This window comes from Streptomyces sp. NPDC046862, from assembly GCF_040704615.1.
Taxonomy (GTDB): domain Bacteria; phylum Actinomycetota; class Actinomycetes; order Streptomycetales; family Streptomycetaceae; genus Streptomyces.
Window position 1 is genome coordinate 113,450 of record NZ_JBEYXP010000033.1, and the last position, 15,722, is coordinate 129,171.

General features: G+C 71.9%; 12 protein-coding genes. 9 read left to right on the plus strand and 3 right to left on the minus strand.

Features of this window, described 5'->3' with window-relative positions:
• Nucleotides 1-42: 42 nt before the first annotated feature.
• Together AB0959_RS31940 and AB0959_RS31945 are read right to left on the minus strand one after the other, a co-directional pair.
• Nucleotides 43-1,161: a DegT/DnrJ/EryC1/StrS family aminotransferase gene (locus AB0959_RS31940; RefSeq protein WP_366830156.1), complete on the minus strand. Its 1,119-nt coding sequence runs from the start codon at nucleotides 1,159-1,161 to the stop codon at nucleotides 43-45.
• Between the two features lies 1 nt (nucleotide 1,162).
• The gene (locus AB0959_RS31945; RefSeq protein WP_366830157.1) at nucleotides 1,163-2,128 is read right to left on the minus strand and encodes an NAD(P)-dependent oxidoreductase; all 966 of its coding nucleotides are present in this window, start codon (nucleotides 2,126-2,128) and stop codon (nucleotides 1,163-1,165) included.
• Nucleotides 2,129-2,309: 181 nt separating this feature from the next.
• On the opposite strand from AB0959_RS31945, the gene AB0959_RS31950 reads away from it, so the two are divergent.
• A complete protein-coding gene (locus AB0959_RS31950) occupies nucleotides 2,310-3,047 on the plus strand; it encodes a class I SAM-dependent methyltransferase (RefSeq protein ID WP_366830158.1) in 738 nt (245 codons plus the stop codon).
• Nucleotides 3,048-3,160: 113 nt separating this feature from the next.
• Nucleotides 3,161-3,811 carry an NAD(P)H-dependent oxidoreductase gene (locus AB0959_RS31955; RefSeq protein WP_366830159.1) on the plus strand — a complete coding sequence of 217 codons (651 nt, stop codon included), beginning with the start codon at nucleotides 3,161-3,163 and terminating at the stop codon, nucleotides 3,809-3,811.
• Here the strand turns inward: AB0959_RS31955 and AB0959_RS31960 are convergent.
• Entirely contained in the window at nucleotides 3,794-4,777 is a 984-nt protein-coding gene (locus AB0959_RS31960) for a YafY family protein (protein ID WP_366830160.1), read from the minus strand. The genes AB0959_RS31955 and AB0959_RS31960 overlap by 18 nt on opposite strands.
• 82 nt (nucleotides 4,778-4,859) lie before the next feature.
• On the opposite strand from AB0959_RS31960, the gene AB0959_RS31965 reads away from it, so the two are divergent.
• From AB0959_RS31965 to AB0959_RS31995, 7 genes are all read left to right on the plus strand, one after another.
• A complete protein-coding gene (locus AB0959_RS31965; RefSeq protein WP_366830161.1) occupies nucleotides 4,860-5,681 on the plus strand; it encodes an NmrA family NAD(P)-binding protein in 822 nt (273 codons plus the stop codon).
• A gap of 189 nt (nucleotides 5,682-5,870) precedes the next feature.
• The gene (locus tag AB0959_RS31970; protein ID WP_366830162.1) at nucleotides 5,871-7,322 is read left to right on the plus strand and encodes an NDP-hexose 2,3-dehydratase family protein; all 1,452 of its coding nucleotides are present in this window, start codon (nucleotides 5,871-5,873) and stop codon (nucleotides 7,320-7,322) included.
• A gap of 43 nt (nucleotides 7,323-7,365) precedes the next feature.
• Entirely contained in the window at nucleotides 7,366-7,710 is a 345-nt protein-coding gene (locus AB0959_RS31975) for an antibiotic biosynthesis monooxygenase family protein (RefSeq protein ID WP_366830163.1), read from the plus strand.
• A complete protein-coding gene (locus AB0959_RS31980) occupies nucleotides 7,707-9,986 on the plus strand; it encodes an excinuclease ABC subunit UvrA (RefSeq protein WP_366830164.1) in 2,280 nt (759 codons plus the stop codon). Before AB0959_RS31975 ends, AB0959_RS31980 begins: the two co-directional genes overlap by 4 nt.
• A gap of 147 nt (nucleotides 9,987-10,133) precedes the next feature.
• Nucleotides 10,134-11,363 (plus strand): cytochrome P450, encoded by a 1,230-nt coding sequence (locus tag AB0959_RS31985; RefSeq protein ID WP_366830165.1) that lies wholly within the window; start codon nucleotides 10,134-10,136, stop codon nucleotides 11,361-11,363.
• Nucleotides 11,364-11,454: 91 nt separating this feature from the next.
• Nucleotides 11,455-12,495 (plus strand): ketoacyl-ACP synthase III family protein, encoded by a 1,041-nt coding sequence (locus AB0959_RS31990; protein ID WP_366830166.1) that lies wholly within the window; start codon nucleotides 11,455-11,457, stop codon nucleotides 12,493-12,495.
• Between the two features lie 105 nt (nucleotides 12,496-12,600).
• A partial coding sequence (locus tag AB0959_RS31995) for a type I polyketide synthase (protein ID WP_366830167.1) occupies nucleotides 12,601-15,722 on the plus strand: 3,122 nt, incomplete at its 3' end.

Here is a 15,722-nt window from a genome sequence, read left to right on the forward strand (position 1 = left end):
TTCCCCCGGGCGGCCCTCGCTCCGGCCTTTTTCGTTGGTGCGTCAGAGCGTGCGCAGCACCTCGCGCAGCGCGGAGATGACCTTGTCCTGGAGACCGACGGACAAGGACGGGTACATCGGCAGCGAGAAGATCTCGTCGGCCAGCCGCTCGGTCACCGGCAGCGCCCCCTCCTGGTAGCCGAGGTGCGCGAATCCGGTCATGGTGTGCACCGGCCAGGGGTAACTGATGTTGAGGTGGATGTCGTAGCGCTTCATCGCCTCGATGACCGCCTCGCGCCGGGGGTGGCGAACGACGTAGACGTAGTACACGTGCTCATTGCCCTCGTTGGTGGACGGCAGGACCAGGCCGCGTTCGGCGAGGTCGCCCAGTTCCTCCTCGTAGCGGCGGGCAACGGCCCGGCGTCCGGCGACGTAACTGTCGAGGCGGCACAGTTTGCGCCGCAGGATCTCGGCCTGTACTTCGTCGAGGCGGCTGTTGTGGCCGGGGGTGCGGACCACGTAGTAGACCTTGTCCATACCGTAGTAGCGCAGTTGGCGCAGGTGGGCGTCGATGTCCGCGGAGTCGGTGACGACGGCGCCGCCGTCGCCGTACGCGCCGAGGACCTTGGTCGGGTAGAAGGAGAACGCCGCGGCGTCGCCGAGGGTGCCGGCGAGGGCACCGTGGTGGCGGGCCCCGTGGGCCTGGGCGCAGTCCTCCAGGATCGCCAGGTCGTGCCGGGCGGCCAGAGCGCGCAGGGGGGCCATGTCGACACACTGGCCGTAGAGGTGGACCGGCAGGAGAGCCTTGGTGCGAGGGGTGATGGCGGCCGCCACCTGCTCGGTGTCCATCAGGTAGTCGCCCTCGCGGACATCGACGAAGACGGGTGTGGCGCCGGTGCCGTCGATGGCGACGACGGTCGGGGCGGCGGTGTTGGACACCGTGATCACCTCGTCGCCGGGACCGACGCCCAGGGCTTGCAGGCCGAGCTTGACGGCGTTGGTGCCGTTGTCGACGCCGGTGCAGTGGGGCAGGCCGTGGTAGGCGGCGAACTCCTCCTCGAAGCCGGCGACGCTGGCGCCCAGCACCAGCCTGCCGGAGCGGAAGACGGTGTCGACCGCGTCGAGCAGGTCCTCGCGCTCGGCCTCGTACTCGGGCAGGTAGTCCCAGACATAGGTGGTCATCTCAGAGAGCACTCCGTTTCCCGTCGGGGGTGTGCGGTCGCTGTACGAACTCGTGCCAGAAGTCCTTCACGGCGTCGGCGAGCGAACGCCGCGGACGCCAGCCGAGCAGCCGCGCGGCCGGCTCGATGTCCACCTGGGACCAGTCCTCCGTGGAGTGGCGGATCCCGGTGCCGGATCGCTCGGTGATCTCGGCGGGGACGCCGCTGTGGTCCACCAGCAGATCGACCAGGGTGCGCACGGGGACGCTCTCCCCACGCCCGAGGTCGACCAGTTCCCCGGTGACCGGGGAGGTCGCGGCCGCGATCACGGCGTCGGCGACGTCCCGGACGTCTACGTAGTCCCGGCGGGCCAGCAGCGGGTCCAGCTCGATGCGGGCGATGCCGTCCGGGCCGGGCCGGGCGAGCCGGCCGGCGACTCTGCCGAGGAGACTGACCTCGGGGCTGCCGGGTCCGGCGAGGTTGGCGACGCGCAGCACCATCCCCTCCAGACGACCGGTGCGCGTGCCGTCCAGCACCGCCTCGGTGGCCGCCAGTTTGGCGCGGCCGTAGGCGCTGGTGGGCCGGGCGGAGACGGCGGCGCCCATGGTGGTGCCCGCCGTGACCGTGCCGTACTCCAGGACGGAGCCGAGGTGCACCAGCCGGGGGCGTTCGTCGAGCAGTTCCAGCGCGTCCAGCAGCCGGAGAGCCGGGGCGGCGACGGCGTCCCACATATCGGGATCGGTACGGCCCCAGATGCTGCCGACGGCGTTGACGACGACGGCAGGCCGGACCTCGGCGAGGACGGCCGCGACCTCCCGCACGGGCTCCGTACCGAGGTCCAGCCGGTGGAAGCGGCCGGCGAGCGGCGCGTCGGGGGGCCTGCGGGCCGCCGCGACCACCTCGTGGCCGAGGTCGGCGAGGCGCTCGCACACATGCCGCCCCACGAAACCGGTGCCACCGAGAACCAGGGCGCCCGGACGAGCGGGCATGGATTCCTCCTTCCGTGCGCTGGGGGCACTCCTGCGCGTCAGACTGTCCGCTCGCGGTCGCGCATCGCTAGAGAGCAGGTTCCGGCTCCAGCGGTCCTCGACGCGCCCGCCCCAGTCTTTCCCCGGCGCCCGCACGGCGCCGAGCACCACGACAAGCGGCCAGGCAGAAAGGCGGTATCGCATGTACGGCGCCGACTCAGCGCGGTTCTACGAGGCGCAGCACACCGCACGGGGCAAGGACTACCGGGCCGAGGCCGAGGTGGTCGCCGGCGAGGCGCTGCGGCGCCGGCCGGGCGCGTCGTCGGTGCTGGACGTGGCCTGCGGGACCGGCGGTCATCTTGGGGCGTTCGGGGAGTTGATCGGGCGGACGGAGGGCGTCGACCTGTCCGAGCCGATGCTGGAGATCGCCCGGCGCGACCACCCGGACGTGCCGCTGCACCGCGGTGACATGCGCGACTTCGACCTGGGCCGGGTGTTCTCCGTGGTGACCTGCCTGTTCGCGTCGATCGGGTATGTGAATGACACGGGGGAGCTGCGGGCGGCGCTGTCCTGCTTCGCGCGGCACACGGAGCCGGGCGGGGTGGTGGCGGTCGAGCCGTGGTGGTTCCCGGAGACGTACCTGGACCGCTGGGTCTCCGGGGACGTCGTCCGCTGGAACGACACGACGGTCGCGCGGGTCGCGCACACCGTGCGGGACGGCGACGCCTCTCGGATGGAGGTGCACTACCTGGAGGCCACACCGGACGCCGGGGTGCGGCATCTGACGGAGGTGCACCGGGCCATGCTGTTCACCCGCGAGCAGTACGAGGAGGCGTTCCGACTGGCGGGGCTGGAGCCCGAGTACGTGCCAGGGGCGCTGTCGGGGCGGGGACTGTTCGTCGGGGTGAGGACGGACCGGCGGGAACTACCGAAGGGCTGATCGGAAGGGCGGCGCAAGCGGCGCTCTGACGGGTTTCGAGCGGGGCGCGGGAGCGTGGGTGGCTCCACCGTGCGGGTGCCGACCGGTAGCCGCCCGATCCTGGAGGGTGTCACGTGACCCGTCTGCTGCACATCGACTCGTCGTCGTCGAAGGACTCTGTCTCCCGCGCACTGGCCACCCGGTTCCGCGAGGTGTGGGACAAGGAGCACGGCCCCGACTCCGTGACCTGTCGCGACCTGGTCGCCGAGCCGGTCCCGCACCTCGATCCGGACGCGGTGGCCACGCTGTGGTCGCAGCCCCGCACCGAGGCACAGCAGGCCACGGCGGCACTCCAGCAGCGGCTGGTGGAGGAGATTCTCGCCGCGGACGCGCTGCTGATCAGCGTGCCGATGTACAACTGGACGATCCCGTCGGCGCTGAAGGCGTGGCTGGACCAGTCCCTGATCCTGGGCCGGACGCTCCCCTACGACCCGGGCAGCAAGCCGCTGGGCGGCCGGCCGGCGACGGTGCTGGTGGCGTGCGGCGGCTACTACGAGACCGGCTCGCCGGACGCCTCGATGGACCACTGCCGACCGTATCTGACCACAGTGCTGAGCCAGGTGCTGGGCTACGAGCTGGAGATGATCACGGCGTGGCACACGCTGGCCGGGGCCGGGCAGGGCTCCCCGGAGGACACGGAGACCGCGGCGGAGTCGCTACGTGCCGCGCAGGAGGCAACCGCGGCGCGGGCCGGTGCGGTGGCCGCGTCAGGGCTGGTCGCCTGAACGGACGCGGCCGGCGTCGGCGGCACGTTGCAGGCGGGCCGTGAGGGTGTGCAGGTGGTCGACGAGCTCGGGCGGCTCCTGCACCTCGAAGTCGAAGCCGAACGCGGCCACCCACACCGCGAGCTGGTCCAGGCTCTCGGAGCCGATGCGCAGGACACAGGTGCGCTCGTCGACGGGTTCCACAAGGCCCAGGTAGGCGGGCACCTCGTCGGCTACCTCGCGGGCACCGGCGTGCATGGTGAGGACCGCCTGGTAGCGGTGGCGCTTGGTGGTGACGCCGAGGGTGACGTACTGGGCGACGCCCTCGTCGGGCAGCTGGCGGGGGCGGAAGCGGGGCCCGTTGGGGATGCGCGGTTCGATCCGGTCGACGCGGAAGGTGCGCCAGTCCTCGCGGTCGGTGTCCCAGGCGAACAGGTACCAGCGGCGTTCGTTGTGAACCAGCCGGTAGGGCTCGACGTCCCGGCGGGACGGGGTGCCCTGCATGCCGCGGTAGTCGAAACGGAGCCGTTCGTGGGAGCGGATGGCCGACGCGATGGTGGTCAGGGTGTCGGCGTCGACCGTGGAGCCGAGCGCGGGCAGTGCGACCATCGCGGAGCTGATGGAGTTGATGCGGGCGCGCAGCCGCATGGGCAGCATCTGGTACAGCTTGGCGAGGGCCCGCGCGGACGTCTCGGCGATGCCGGTCACGGTGCCGGCTGCCGCGGTGCGCAGGGCCACGACGACCGCGACGGCCTCCTCGTCGTCGAGGAGCAGCGGCGGCAGCGAGGCGCCCGATCCCAGCTGGTAGCCGCCTCCCACCCCGCCGACGGAGTTGATGGGGTAGCCCAGGGAGCGAAGCTTCTCGACATCGCGGCGGACCGTGCGCGGGGTCACGTCGAGGTGCTCGGCGAGTTCGTTGCCACCCCATTCGTGGCGGGTCTGCATGAGGGACAGCAGTCGCAGCAGCCGTGCCGAAGTCTCCAGCATGCGATCAGTGTCCCACCATTCGCGGACTCTACTGGTCCGCGATTGCTCCTAGCTTGGGCGGCAGGAAGGAAGGAGATCTCTCATGACGATTCTTGTCTCCGGTGCGACCGGCAATGTGGGCCGCCCGATGGTGGAGCAGCTGCTGGCGGCGGGGCACCAGGTCCGCGCCCTGACCCGTGACCCGAAGAAGGCGAACCTCCCGGCCGGCGCGGAGGTGGTGGCCGGCAACCTGGCTGTGACGTCGAGCCTTACCGAGGCGTTCGAGGGCGTGACGGCGGCGCACCTGATCAGCTTCGGCGACGACTACGCGCCGCTGGCCAACGGCCCGGAGATCGTGCGGATCGCGGTGCGGGCCGGGGTGCGCAGGGTGACGGTCCTCAAGGGTGACACGGAGAAGACCGGGCTGGACGAGGCCGTCGAGGCCGGCGGCCTGGAGTACACCTATCTGGCGCCGGTGGAGTTCATGTCGAACGCCCTGGAGTGGGCGGAGTCGGTGCAGAAGGAGAGCGTGGTCCGCGAGGGCTTCCCGGACGTGCCCAGCTCCATGGTGCACGAGGCGGACATCGCCTCGGTCGCCGCGACGGTGCTGACCACGGACGGTCACGCGGGCAAGGAGTACTGGCTGACCGGTCCCGAGGCACTGACCGCGCCGCAGAAGGTGGCCGTCATCTCCGAGGTGCTGGGCCGTGACGTGCGCTTCGTCGAGCTGAGCCGGGACGAGATGATCGCCCGCTGGCGCGAGCAGGGATACGGCGACGACGACCTGGAGTTCTTCCTGATGATGCGGACGAACCCGCCGGAGGCGGGCCGCACCGTGCTGCCGACGGTTTCCGAGGTCACCGGGCGGCCGGGCCGGACCTTCGCCCAGTGGGTGCGGGAGAACGCGGCGACCTTCGGGGGCTGACGCGAGCGGCCCGCGAGACCGCCGGACGGGGACGCGGCACCTGTCCCGGCGATGCGGCCGGAGGCGGTTCGCGGGGGCCGCCGCACGAGTTCGAGTTCGGCTGCACGGACCTTCTAGCAGCCGAGCCGAGCATGACGGGCGACACGTGCGGCGGCAAACCCGCAACGAGGCGTCTTCTGGAGGTGCGCTTTGTCAGCCTTTCCCCCGGCAGCCGCGGCGCAGGCACTCGCCGAGCACGGTGAGGGGTCCGCGTCCCTGGTGAAGTCGGCGGCCACCCGGTCCGGTCCGCTGTCCCGGCCCGGCGACATCCACCGCTGGCTGGCCGAGCAGCGCCGGCGCGCGGTGATGGACGTACGGACCGTGCCGCTGGACAGTCTCACCGGCTGGCACACCGATCCGGACACGGGCGACATCGTGCACGCGTCCGGCAGGTTCTTCGCCATCGCGGGGCTCGACGTCCAGGTGCCCGGGGCGGGGGTGCCGCACTGGCAGCAGCCCATCATCCACCAGCCCGAGGTCGGTGTCCTGGGCATCCTGGTCAAGGAGTTCGACGGGGTGCTGCACTGCCTGATGCAGGCCAAGATCGAGCCGGGCAACTGCAACGGCGTCCAGCTCTCGCCGACCGTGCAGGCCACCCGCAGCAACTACACACGGGTGCACGAGGGTTCGCCGGTGCCGTACCTGAAGTACTTCCAGGACGCGGCCCGGCACCGGGTGGTCGCCGACGTCCGGCAGTCGGAGCAGGGCTCCTGGTTCCACGGCAAGCGGAACCGGAACATGGTCGTCGAGGTCACCGAGGACGTCGAGGTCCGCGACGGGTTCTGCTGGATGACGCTCGGCCAGCTCCATGAGCTGTGCGCCATGGACGACGCGCTGAACATGGACACCCGTTCGGTGCTGTCCTGCCTGCCCTTCGTCGGCCGGCACCTGCCGGACGTCCTGGGGCGGGGGCGTGACGACTTCACCGAGGCGCTGCTGCGCTCCTGCTCGGGCTCGGGCGGGAGCCGGAACAGCATGACCGAGGTCCTGAGCTGGATCACGGACGCCCGCACCCGCACTCTCAGCGCGGCGCGCCGCATCCCGCTGCGGGAGGTGGCGCACTGGCACCGCGAGAACGGCCGGATCACCCACGCCAGGGGGCTGTTCTTCAACGTGATCGGCGTCAGCGTCACCGCGGGCAGCCGGGAGGTCGCGGCCTGGTCGCAGCCGCTGGTGGAGCCGTGCGACGAGGGGGTGGTGGCGTTCCTGGCCAAACCCGTCGACGGGGTGCTGCACGTGCTGGTGCACGCCCGGGTCGAAGCGGGCTTCCTCGACGTCGTGGAGCTGGGGCCGACGGTGCAGTGCACCCCCTCCAACTACGAGCTGCTGCCTGCGGAGGCCCGTCCTGCGTTCCTCGACGAGGTGCTGGACGCCGTCCCGGGGCGGATCCGCTTCGACGCGGTGCACTCCGAGGAGGGCGGCCGGCTCCACCACGCCCGCAACCGCTATCTGATCGTGGAGGCCGCCGACGACTTCGCACCGGAACACCCGGACTACCAGTGGCTGACCCTGGCCCAGCTCTCCCACCTGCTGCGGCACAGCAACTACCTGAACGTCCAGGCCCGCAGCCTGGTGTCCTGCCTGCACAGCATGACCACCTGAACATCCGCTACCAACCCACCAACTGAGCACCGAGGAGACGGACATGGAGCAGAGCGGTCGGCCCGCCGGCGTCGTGACCTTCATCAACCGGTTCACCGTGAACGGTGACCCCCAGGAGTTCGAGGCCGCCTTCGCCAAGGTGGCCGCCTTCATGACGGCCCAGCCGGGCATCCTTGGATACACCCTGTCCCGGCACGCCGAGCAGCCCGGCAGCTACGTCAACGTGGCCCTGTGGCAGAACGCCGGCGCCCTGCGCGCCGCCGCCGCCCACCCCGACTTCCGGGCGCACGTCGGCGAGCTGCGCCGGCTGGCGAACAGCGAGTCCGACGTGTACGTGGAGCGGCAGCACTACCTCGGCGACGCGACGCGGCAGAGCGAGGCGGTGTGACTGCTCAGCACGGCACGGCAACCGACGGCGACATCCGGATCGTCGGAGCCCGTGAGAACAATCTGAAGGACGTGTCGCTGACCATCCCGCGGAACCGGATCACCGTGTTCACCGGGCTGTCCGGCTCGGGCAAGTCCTCGCTGGCGTTCGGCACGGTCGCGGTGGAGGCGCAGCGCCAGCTGTACGCCACCTTCAACTGGTTCATCCGCAACCAGTTGCCCCGCTACGGCCGCCCGCACGTGACCGCCATCGAGAACCTGACCGCCCCGGTGGTGGTCGACCAGAAGCCGGTCGGCGGCAACGCGCGCTCCACCGTCGGCACCATGACCGATCTGTTGTCGACGGTGCGCGTGCTGTTCTCCCGCTGCGCCACTCCCGCGCTCGCCCCCGGCGGTTACTCCTTCAACGATCCGCAGGGCATGTGCCCCGGGTGCGAGGGGCTGGGGCAGATGCGGCAGGTCGACGTCGACCGTGTGCTGGACCGCACCAGGTCCCTGGACGAGGGCGCGATCCGGCTCCCCACCCACAAGGTGGGCGGCATCGACTGGCAGCAGTACGCCAACTCGGGTCACTTCGACACGGCCAAGCGGCTGTCGGAGTACACCGAGGACGAGTGGCGGATGCTGCTGTACGGCAGCGGCGGCACCGTCACCGTCCACTCGGCGAACACCAGCACCACCCTGAAGTACGAGGGCGTCGTGGCGCGGTTCGCCCGCACCAGTCTCAAGCGCGACCTGAGCACGCTGAGCGAACGAGCCCGCGGCAACATCGAACAGTTCATCACCCTCGGGACGTGCACTGACTGCGGCGGCAGCCGGCTCGGCCCGGACGCACTGGCGTCGACCATCGACGGCCGTACGATCGCCGACTACTCCGCCATGGAGATCAGCGAGCTGGTCCGGGTCCTCGGCACCATCGAGGACCCGGTGGGCTCGCGGATCGCCGCCGATCTGCGGGAGGCGCTGGGCCGGGTCGAGGCGATCGGCCTGGCCTACCTCTCCCTGGACCGCCCCACCGGGTCGCTGTCGGGTGGGGAGGCGCAGCGGCTGAAGATGGTGCGCCACCTCAGCAGCAGCCTCACGGGGATGACGTACATCTTCGACGAGCCCAGCACCGGGCTGCACCCGAAGGACGTGGGGCGGCTCGGCGAGCTGATGCGGGCCCTGCGGGACCGGGGCAACACCCTGATCGTCGTGGAGCACGACCCGGACGTCATCGCCATGGCCGACCATGTCGTGGACCTCGGGCCGAAGGCGGGCCCGCTCGGCGGCGAGATCGTGTTCACGGGCGCGTACGAAGGGCTGCGGGACGCCGACACGGTGACCGGGGCGGCGCTGCGCCGCCGCGGCTCGGTGAAGGAGCAGGTGCGCCGCCCGACGGGGAAGCTCTCCGTGGAGGGCGCGGACCTGCACAACCTGAGGAACGTCACCGTCGCGTTCCCGACCGGGGTGCTGACCGCGGTGACGGGGGTCGCCGGGTCGGGCAAGTCCAGCCTGGTCACGGGCGCGTTCCGGGACGCGCACCCGAACGCGGTGTTCGTCGACCAGGCGCCGGTCAGGGCGTCGGCCCGGTCCACGCCGGTGAGCTACCTGGAGGCGATGGACCCGATCCGCAAGCTGTTCGCCAAGGCGAACAAGGTGTCGGCCGGGCTGTTCAGTTTCAACTCCTCCGGCGCGTGCGGCGAGTGCCAGGGCCGTGGGGAGATCGTCACGGACGTGGCCTACATGGACCCGGTGCGGCTGCGCTGCGAGGCGTGCCAGGGCCGGCGCTTCCATGACGAGGTGCTGGCGCACCGGGTGCGGGGCGCGTCGATCGCCGACGTGCTGGAGATGACGGCCGGGGACGCGGCCGGGTTCTTCACCGAGCCGGACATCGCCTCCCGCATCGGCCGACTGGTCGATGTCGGGCTGTCGTACCTGGCCCTGGGACGGTCGCTCAGCAGCCTGTCCGGCGGCGAGCGGCAGCGGCTGAAACTGGCGAGCCACCTGGACCGCTCGGAGGGCGTGTACGTCCTCGACGAGCCGACCACGGGCCTGCATATGGCCGATGTGGACGGTCTGGTCGCACTGATGGACCGCCTGGTGGAGCAGGGCAACACCGTCATCGTCGTGGAGCACAACCTGGACGTGGTGCGCCAGGCGGACTGGGTGGTCGACCTCGGCCCCGGCGGCGGCCGCCACGGCGGCGAGGTCGTGTTCACCGGCACGCCGCGGGAACTGCTGGACGAGCCGCGGTCGGCGACCGGCGAGCACCTGCGCCGGTACTGCGCGACCTGACGGCAGGCCCACGCGCACCCTCTCAAGTTGCCTTCCAGCCAGGGCCGAGAGGGCACGCGAAGACTCGGTGACAGCCCACGGGGCTGCGGCGTCCCCTCGACGCCGCAGCCCCGTTCCCGCTGTGACTTCGTCTTTGTGGGGGAACCGATGAACACCGCCGACCGCAGCCCCGAGGCCACCGGACAGGCCGTCGAGGAGACCTTTCCCTACGAGCGGCGGTGCCCGTTCGCCCCGCCCGTCCAGTACGAGCAGCTCATCGGCAAGCGCCCGGTGTCCAAGGTGCGCCTGGCCACCGGCCGCGAAGCGTGGGTGGTGGCAGGGCTGAAAGAGGCCCGGCAGATCCTCACCGACAGCAGGATCAGCTCCTCGCGCACCCACGCCAACTACCCGTTCTACTTCGACGCGCCGCCCCAGATGCGCACCGACAGCTCGTTCATCGCGTTCGACCCGCCGCGCCACACCGACGCCCGACGCAAGGTCGCCGCCTCGTTCACCCACCGCAATGTGCAGAAGCTGCGCGAGGCCATCGAGCGCAACGCGGACGCGTGCATCGACGCGCTGCTCGCCGCGGGCCCGCCCGCCGACCTGCACCGCCTGGTGTCGCTGCCGGCGCCGATGGCGATGATCTGCGATCTGCTGGGCGTTCCGCCCGAGGATCGCGACTTCCTTCAGCGCCACGGCGAGCGCCTGTTCGGCGGCACCAGCTCGCAGGCCGAGCGCGAGGCCGCCGTCGTCGAGGTGGGCGCCTATCTGGAGGAGCTGGTCCGCCGCAAGGACCGCGAGCCCGGCGACGACCTGATCAGCAGGACCATCGCCGCGCACCGCGCCGAGGACGGGACGTACGACGTCCGGGACGTGGTGAACACCTGCCGCATGCTCATCAACGGCGGCCACGAGACCACCGCCAATCACCTCACCCTCGGTGTGGCGGCGCTGCTGGAGCACCCCGAGCAGCTCGACGCCCTCACCCGCGACCCGTCGCTGATCGGGCCCGCGGTGGAGGAGCTGGTGCGCTACCTCGGCCTCGGCGACCTCGCCGTGCCCCGGGTGGCGCTCGCCGACATCGAGATCGGCGGCGAGACCATCCGCGAGGGCGACGGCGTCCTGGTGCTGCTCCAGGCCGCCAACCGCGACCCGCGCGAGTTCCACGAGCCGGACCGGCTGATCCTGTCCCGCGGCGGCCGACGCCATGTGGGCTTCGGCCACGGCGTCCACCTGTGCATCGGCGCCGACCTGGCCCGCCTGGAACTGGAGGTCGTCCTCACCCGCCTGTTCCAGCGCGTGCCCACGCTGCGCCTGGTCACCCCGATCGACGAACTCCCCACGAAGGAACGGGCGATCGTCTACGGCGTGTGGCGGCTGGACGTCACCTGGTGAACTCCGGCGAACGGCCCGGCGTCACCCACGGCCGCAGTCCTGCGGCCCGCCGGGCCTGGCACCGTCATGTCCGCTTCCCCTGGAGGCAGTTGTGAGGTTCGACGACATCTTTGTACGGAGTACCGGCACCTGGCTGCCGCCCCGCCGGGCGCTCGCCGACGCTGTCGCCGCCGGGGAGTGCCCGCCCGTCCTGGCCTCCCGTACCGAGGTGCTCTCCGTAACGGTGGCGCAGGACGACTCCGCCCCCGAGATGGCCGTGCACGCGGCCCGGCAGGCGGTGGAGCGAGCCGGTTCCACCGCCGCTGACGTGGATCTGATCCTGCACGCCGACACCTGGTTCCAGGGGTACGACGCCTGGGCGGTGGCGTCGTACGTGCAGCGCGAGACGCTCGCCAACCAGTGCCCGGCATTGGAGATCCGGCAGATGTCCAACGGGGGCCTGGCCGCCCTCGACCTCGCCGCCTCCTATCTCTCCGCCACTTCGGCCCGCCGGGACGCGCTGCTCACCACGGGCGACCGCTACGGTCTGCCCGGCTTCGACCGCTGGCGCACCGACCCGGGCACCCCGTACGCCGACGGCGGTGCGGCCCTCGTGCTGTCCCGCCGTGGCGGGTTCGCCCGCCTGATCTCCCTGGCCACTCATGCCGACCCGGAGTTGGAGCCCCTGCACCGGGGCGAGGACCCGTTCGCCGAGGCTCCGCTGGGCCACCGGGTGCCGCTGTCGTTCGAGGACGCCATCCGCGCGTTCAACGTGCGGCACGGGATGTCGTATGCGATGCGCAGGCTCGCCGAGGGGCAGGCCATCGTGCTCAAGCACGCACTGTCCGACGCCGGTCTCGAACTGCCGGAGGTCAACTGGGTGGTGCTGCCGCACTTCGGCCGGATGCGCCTGGAGTCGCTGTACTACGAGCGGTTCGGCATCGACCCGGCCCGTACTGCCTGGGAGTGGACTCGCACCATCGGCCATCTCGGCGCCGGCGACCAGTTCGCGGGCCTGGACCACCTCGTGGCGACCGGTAGGGCCGCGCCGGGCGACCGCTGCCTGCTGCTCGGCGTGGGCGCCGGATACAGCTGGGGCTGCGCCGTCCTGGAAATCCTGGAGCGGCCGGACTGGGCCGACTCCGCGGCCTAGCGCGCACGAACCCTTTCCTTCCCTCGTCTTCCCTCGTCTCCCCTCGCCTCCCCTCGTCTCCCCTCGTCTCCCCTCGTCTTCTCGCGATCTCTTGGAGTTGCACAGATGGATGGCACGGTCTCCACCCGCAACGACGCCGGCACCGGGCAGCAGAGCGAGCCGATCGCCGTCGTCGGCGTCTCCTGCCGTTTCCCGGACGCGCCGTCCCCGCGCGCGTTCTGGCGACTGCTGGGCGAGGGCAGGCACACCGTCCGACGGGCCCCCGAGAAACGCAGGAGCGGCGCCGAGGCGGAGTGGGGCTCCTTCCTCGACGACGTCGACCGGTTCGACGCGGCCTTCTTCCGGATCTCCCCACGTGAGGCCGCCGCCATGGATCCGCGCCAGCGGCTGGTCCTGGAGCTGGGCTGGGAGGTCCTGGAGGACGCCGGTGTGGTCCCGGCCGATGTGGCGGGCACCGGCCTCGGCGTGTTCGTCGGGTCCATCTGGGACGACTACGCGCACCTGGCGTACCGCGCCGCCCGCACCTCGGCGGAGCAGCACACCACCACCGGTATCCACCGCGGCATCATCGCCAACCGCCTGTCGCACTTCCTGCGGGTGCACGGGCCCAGCATGACCGTGGACACCGGCCAGTCGTCGTCGCTGGTCGCCGTCCATCTGGCCTGCGAGAGCCTGCGCCGCGGTGAGTCGGAGACCGCCGTCGCGGCCGGGATCAACCTCAGCCTGCTCGCCGAGACGTCCCTGATCTCGGCCCGCTGGGGCGGTCTGTCGCCGGACGGCCGCTGCTACACGTTCGACGCCCGCGCCAACGGCTACGTCCGCGGCGAGGGCGGCGGCGCGGTCCTGCTGAAGCCGCTGAGCCGCGCCCTGGCCGAAGGGGACCACGTCTACGGCGTCCTGCTGGGCAGCGCGGTGAACAACGGCTGGGGTTCCGCCCTCACCCTGCCGAGCGCCGACGCGCAGGCCGACGTCATACGGGCGGCCTGCGCCCAGGCAGGGGTGTCCCCGTCGGAGGTGCAGTACGTCGAACTGCACGGCACCGGCACCCCGGCGGGCGACCCCGTCGAGGCGAGCGCCCTGGGCGCGGCCCTCGGCGCGGAGCGGACTGCCCAGGAACGGCTGCGCGTCGGCTCGGTGAAGACCAACATCGGCCACCTGGAGGGCGCCGCGGGCATCGCCGGCCTGATCAAGACGCTGCTCTGCCTGGACCGGCGCCGGCTGCCCGCCAGCCTCAACTTCAGCGAGCCGCACCCCTCCATCGACCTGGAGGGGCTGGGCCTCGCGGTGCAGCAGCGACTGGAGGACTGGCCGCGCCCGGAGCAGCCGCTGGTGGCCGGGGTCAGCTCGTTCGGCATGGGCGGCAGCAACTGCCATGTCGTGCTCGCCGAGCCACCCCGGGTGCCGGTCCCCGAGACATCCTCACCCCTCGTCGGCGCGAGGGGCGGCCGTGTCCTGGCCTGGCCGGTGTACGGACGCGGGGACGCGGCACTGCGCGCCCAGGCGGGCCGGCTGCGGGAGTTCGCCGCCGACGGCTCCGTTCCGGCCGGCGACACGGCCCGCGCCCTGGCCACGGCCCGCTCGCGGTTCGAGCACCGGGCCGTGGTGGTGGGCCGCGACCGGGAGGCACTGCTCGCTGGTCTGGCCGCGGTCCAGGAGGGCAGGCCCACGCCGGAGGCGGTGACCGGTCGCGCCACCGAGGGCGGCCTCGCGGTCCTGTTCTCCGGTCAGGGCAGCATGCGGCCGGGAGCCGGGCGCGAACTCCACGACGTGTATGCCGCGTTCGCCGACTCCTTCGACGCGGTGTGCGCCGAGCTGGACCCGCTGCTGGGTTTCTCCCTCAAGGACGCCGTGTTCACTGGCGGCGGCGAGGTGATCCGGCGGACCGACATCGGCCAGGCGGCACTGTTCGCCGTCGAGACCGCCCTGTACCGGCTGGTCACCACGCTCGGCGTGCGCCCCGAGGTCGTCGCCGGCCACTCGGTCGGCGAGCTGACGGCGGCCCATGTGGCCGGGGTCCTCTCCCTCGAGGACGCCTGCACGCTGATCGCGGCGCGCGGCCGGCTGATGGCGGCCCTTCCCGAGGGCGGCACGATGACGGCCGTCTTCGCCCCGGAGGCCGAGGTGGTTCCCCTGCTCGCCGGACGAGAGGGGGAGTTGTCCCTCGCGGCCGTCAACAGCCCCTCCTCCGTGGTCATATCGGGTACGGGGGCAGCCGTCGCGGAGGTGACGGAACGGCTCCGTGAGCGCGGCTTCCGGACGCGGCCCCTCGCCGTGGCCCACGCCTTCCATTCGCCGCTGATGGAGCCGGTCCTGGACGACTTCGCCGAGGTCTGTGCGGGTCTGTCGTACCGCACACCGTGCCTTCCGGTCGTGTCCACGGTCACGGGGCGGCTCGCCGAGGGCACGGAGCTGTGCTCACCGGAGTACTGGGTCGACCATGTCCGCCGCCCGGTGCGGTTCCTGGACGCCGTGCACGGCGTGGGGGAGTCGGGAGCGGACACGTTCCTGGAGCTGGGCCCCGACGCGGTCCTGTCGGCGCTGGTGCCGAGGTGCCTGCCGGACGCCGCTCCGGGCATGACGGCCGCCGTCCTGCGGCACGGGCGGCCGGAGGAGGAGTCCCTGCTGACCGCCCTCGGGCGTATCCACGTCCGGGGTACGGCGGTGGACTGGGCCGCGCTGACCCCGGCCACCGGACAGCGTGCCCCGTTGCCGACGTATGCCTTCCAGCGCCGGCGGTACTGGCTCGCGGCGGATGACGAAACGCCCGCGGACCGGTTCGTTCCGGAGACACCGGTGAGGTCGGCCGCGCAGGAGGCGGCGTCCGACGTCGCTCTCCGGCGTGCCCTGGACGCGGTGCCCGCATCGGAACGCGGACAAGCCGTGCTCGACCTGGTCACCCGGCACGTCGCCGCCGTCCTCGGCATCCCGGACGACGAACGGATCGAGGAGTCCGCGCACTTCGACGACCTCGGCATGGACTCCATGATGGCCGTCACGCTGAGCGAGACGCTGTCCGCGGCGACGGGCCTGGAGGTGCACAGCGGGTCGGTGTACGACTTTCCGACGCCGAAGAGGCTCGCGGAGCACCTGGTCGAGCTGATCGAGCCGACGCAGCACCAGGAGACGCCCTCGCCGGTCCGGGCTTCGGCCTCCGACTCCGGGGTGGAGGAAGACCTCGTCGCGGTGGTGGGTATCGGCTGCCGCTTCCCCGGCGGCGTCACCACCCC

What these genes read in the sequence shown, in the direction of transcription:
- AB0959_RS31940 (WP_366830156.1), bottom strand. Translation starts at nt 1,161, where the DNA reads ATGACCACCTATGTCTGGGACTACCTGCCCGAGTACGAGGCCGAGCGC.
- AB0959_RS31945 (WP_366830157.1), bottom strand. Translation starts at nt 2,128, where the DNA reads ATGCCCGCTCGTCCGGGCGCCCTGGTTCTCGGTGGCACCGGTTTCGTG.
- AB0959_RS31950 (WP_366830158.1), top strand. Translation starts at nt 2,310, where the DNA reads ATGTACGGCGCCGACTCAGCGCGGTTCTACGAGGCGCAGCACACCGCA.
- AB0959_RS31960 (WP_366830160.1), bottom strand. Translation starts at nt 4,777, where the DNA reads ATGCTGGAGACTTCGGCACGGCTGCTGCGACTGCTGTCCCTCATGCAG.
- AB0959_RS31965 (WP_366830161.1), top strand. Translation starts at nt 4,860, where the DNA reads ATGACGATTCTTGTCTCCGGTGCGACCGGCAATGTGGGCCGCCCGATG.
- AB0959_RS31975 (WP_366830163.1), top strand. Translation starts at nt 7,366, where the DNA reads ATGGAGCAGAGCGGTCGGCCCGCCGGCGTCGTGACCTTCATCAACCGG.
- AB0959_RS31985 (WP_366830165.1), top strand. Translation starts at nt 10,134, where the DNA reads ATGAACACCGCCGACCGCAGCCCCGAGGCCACCGGACAGGCCGTCGAG.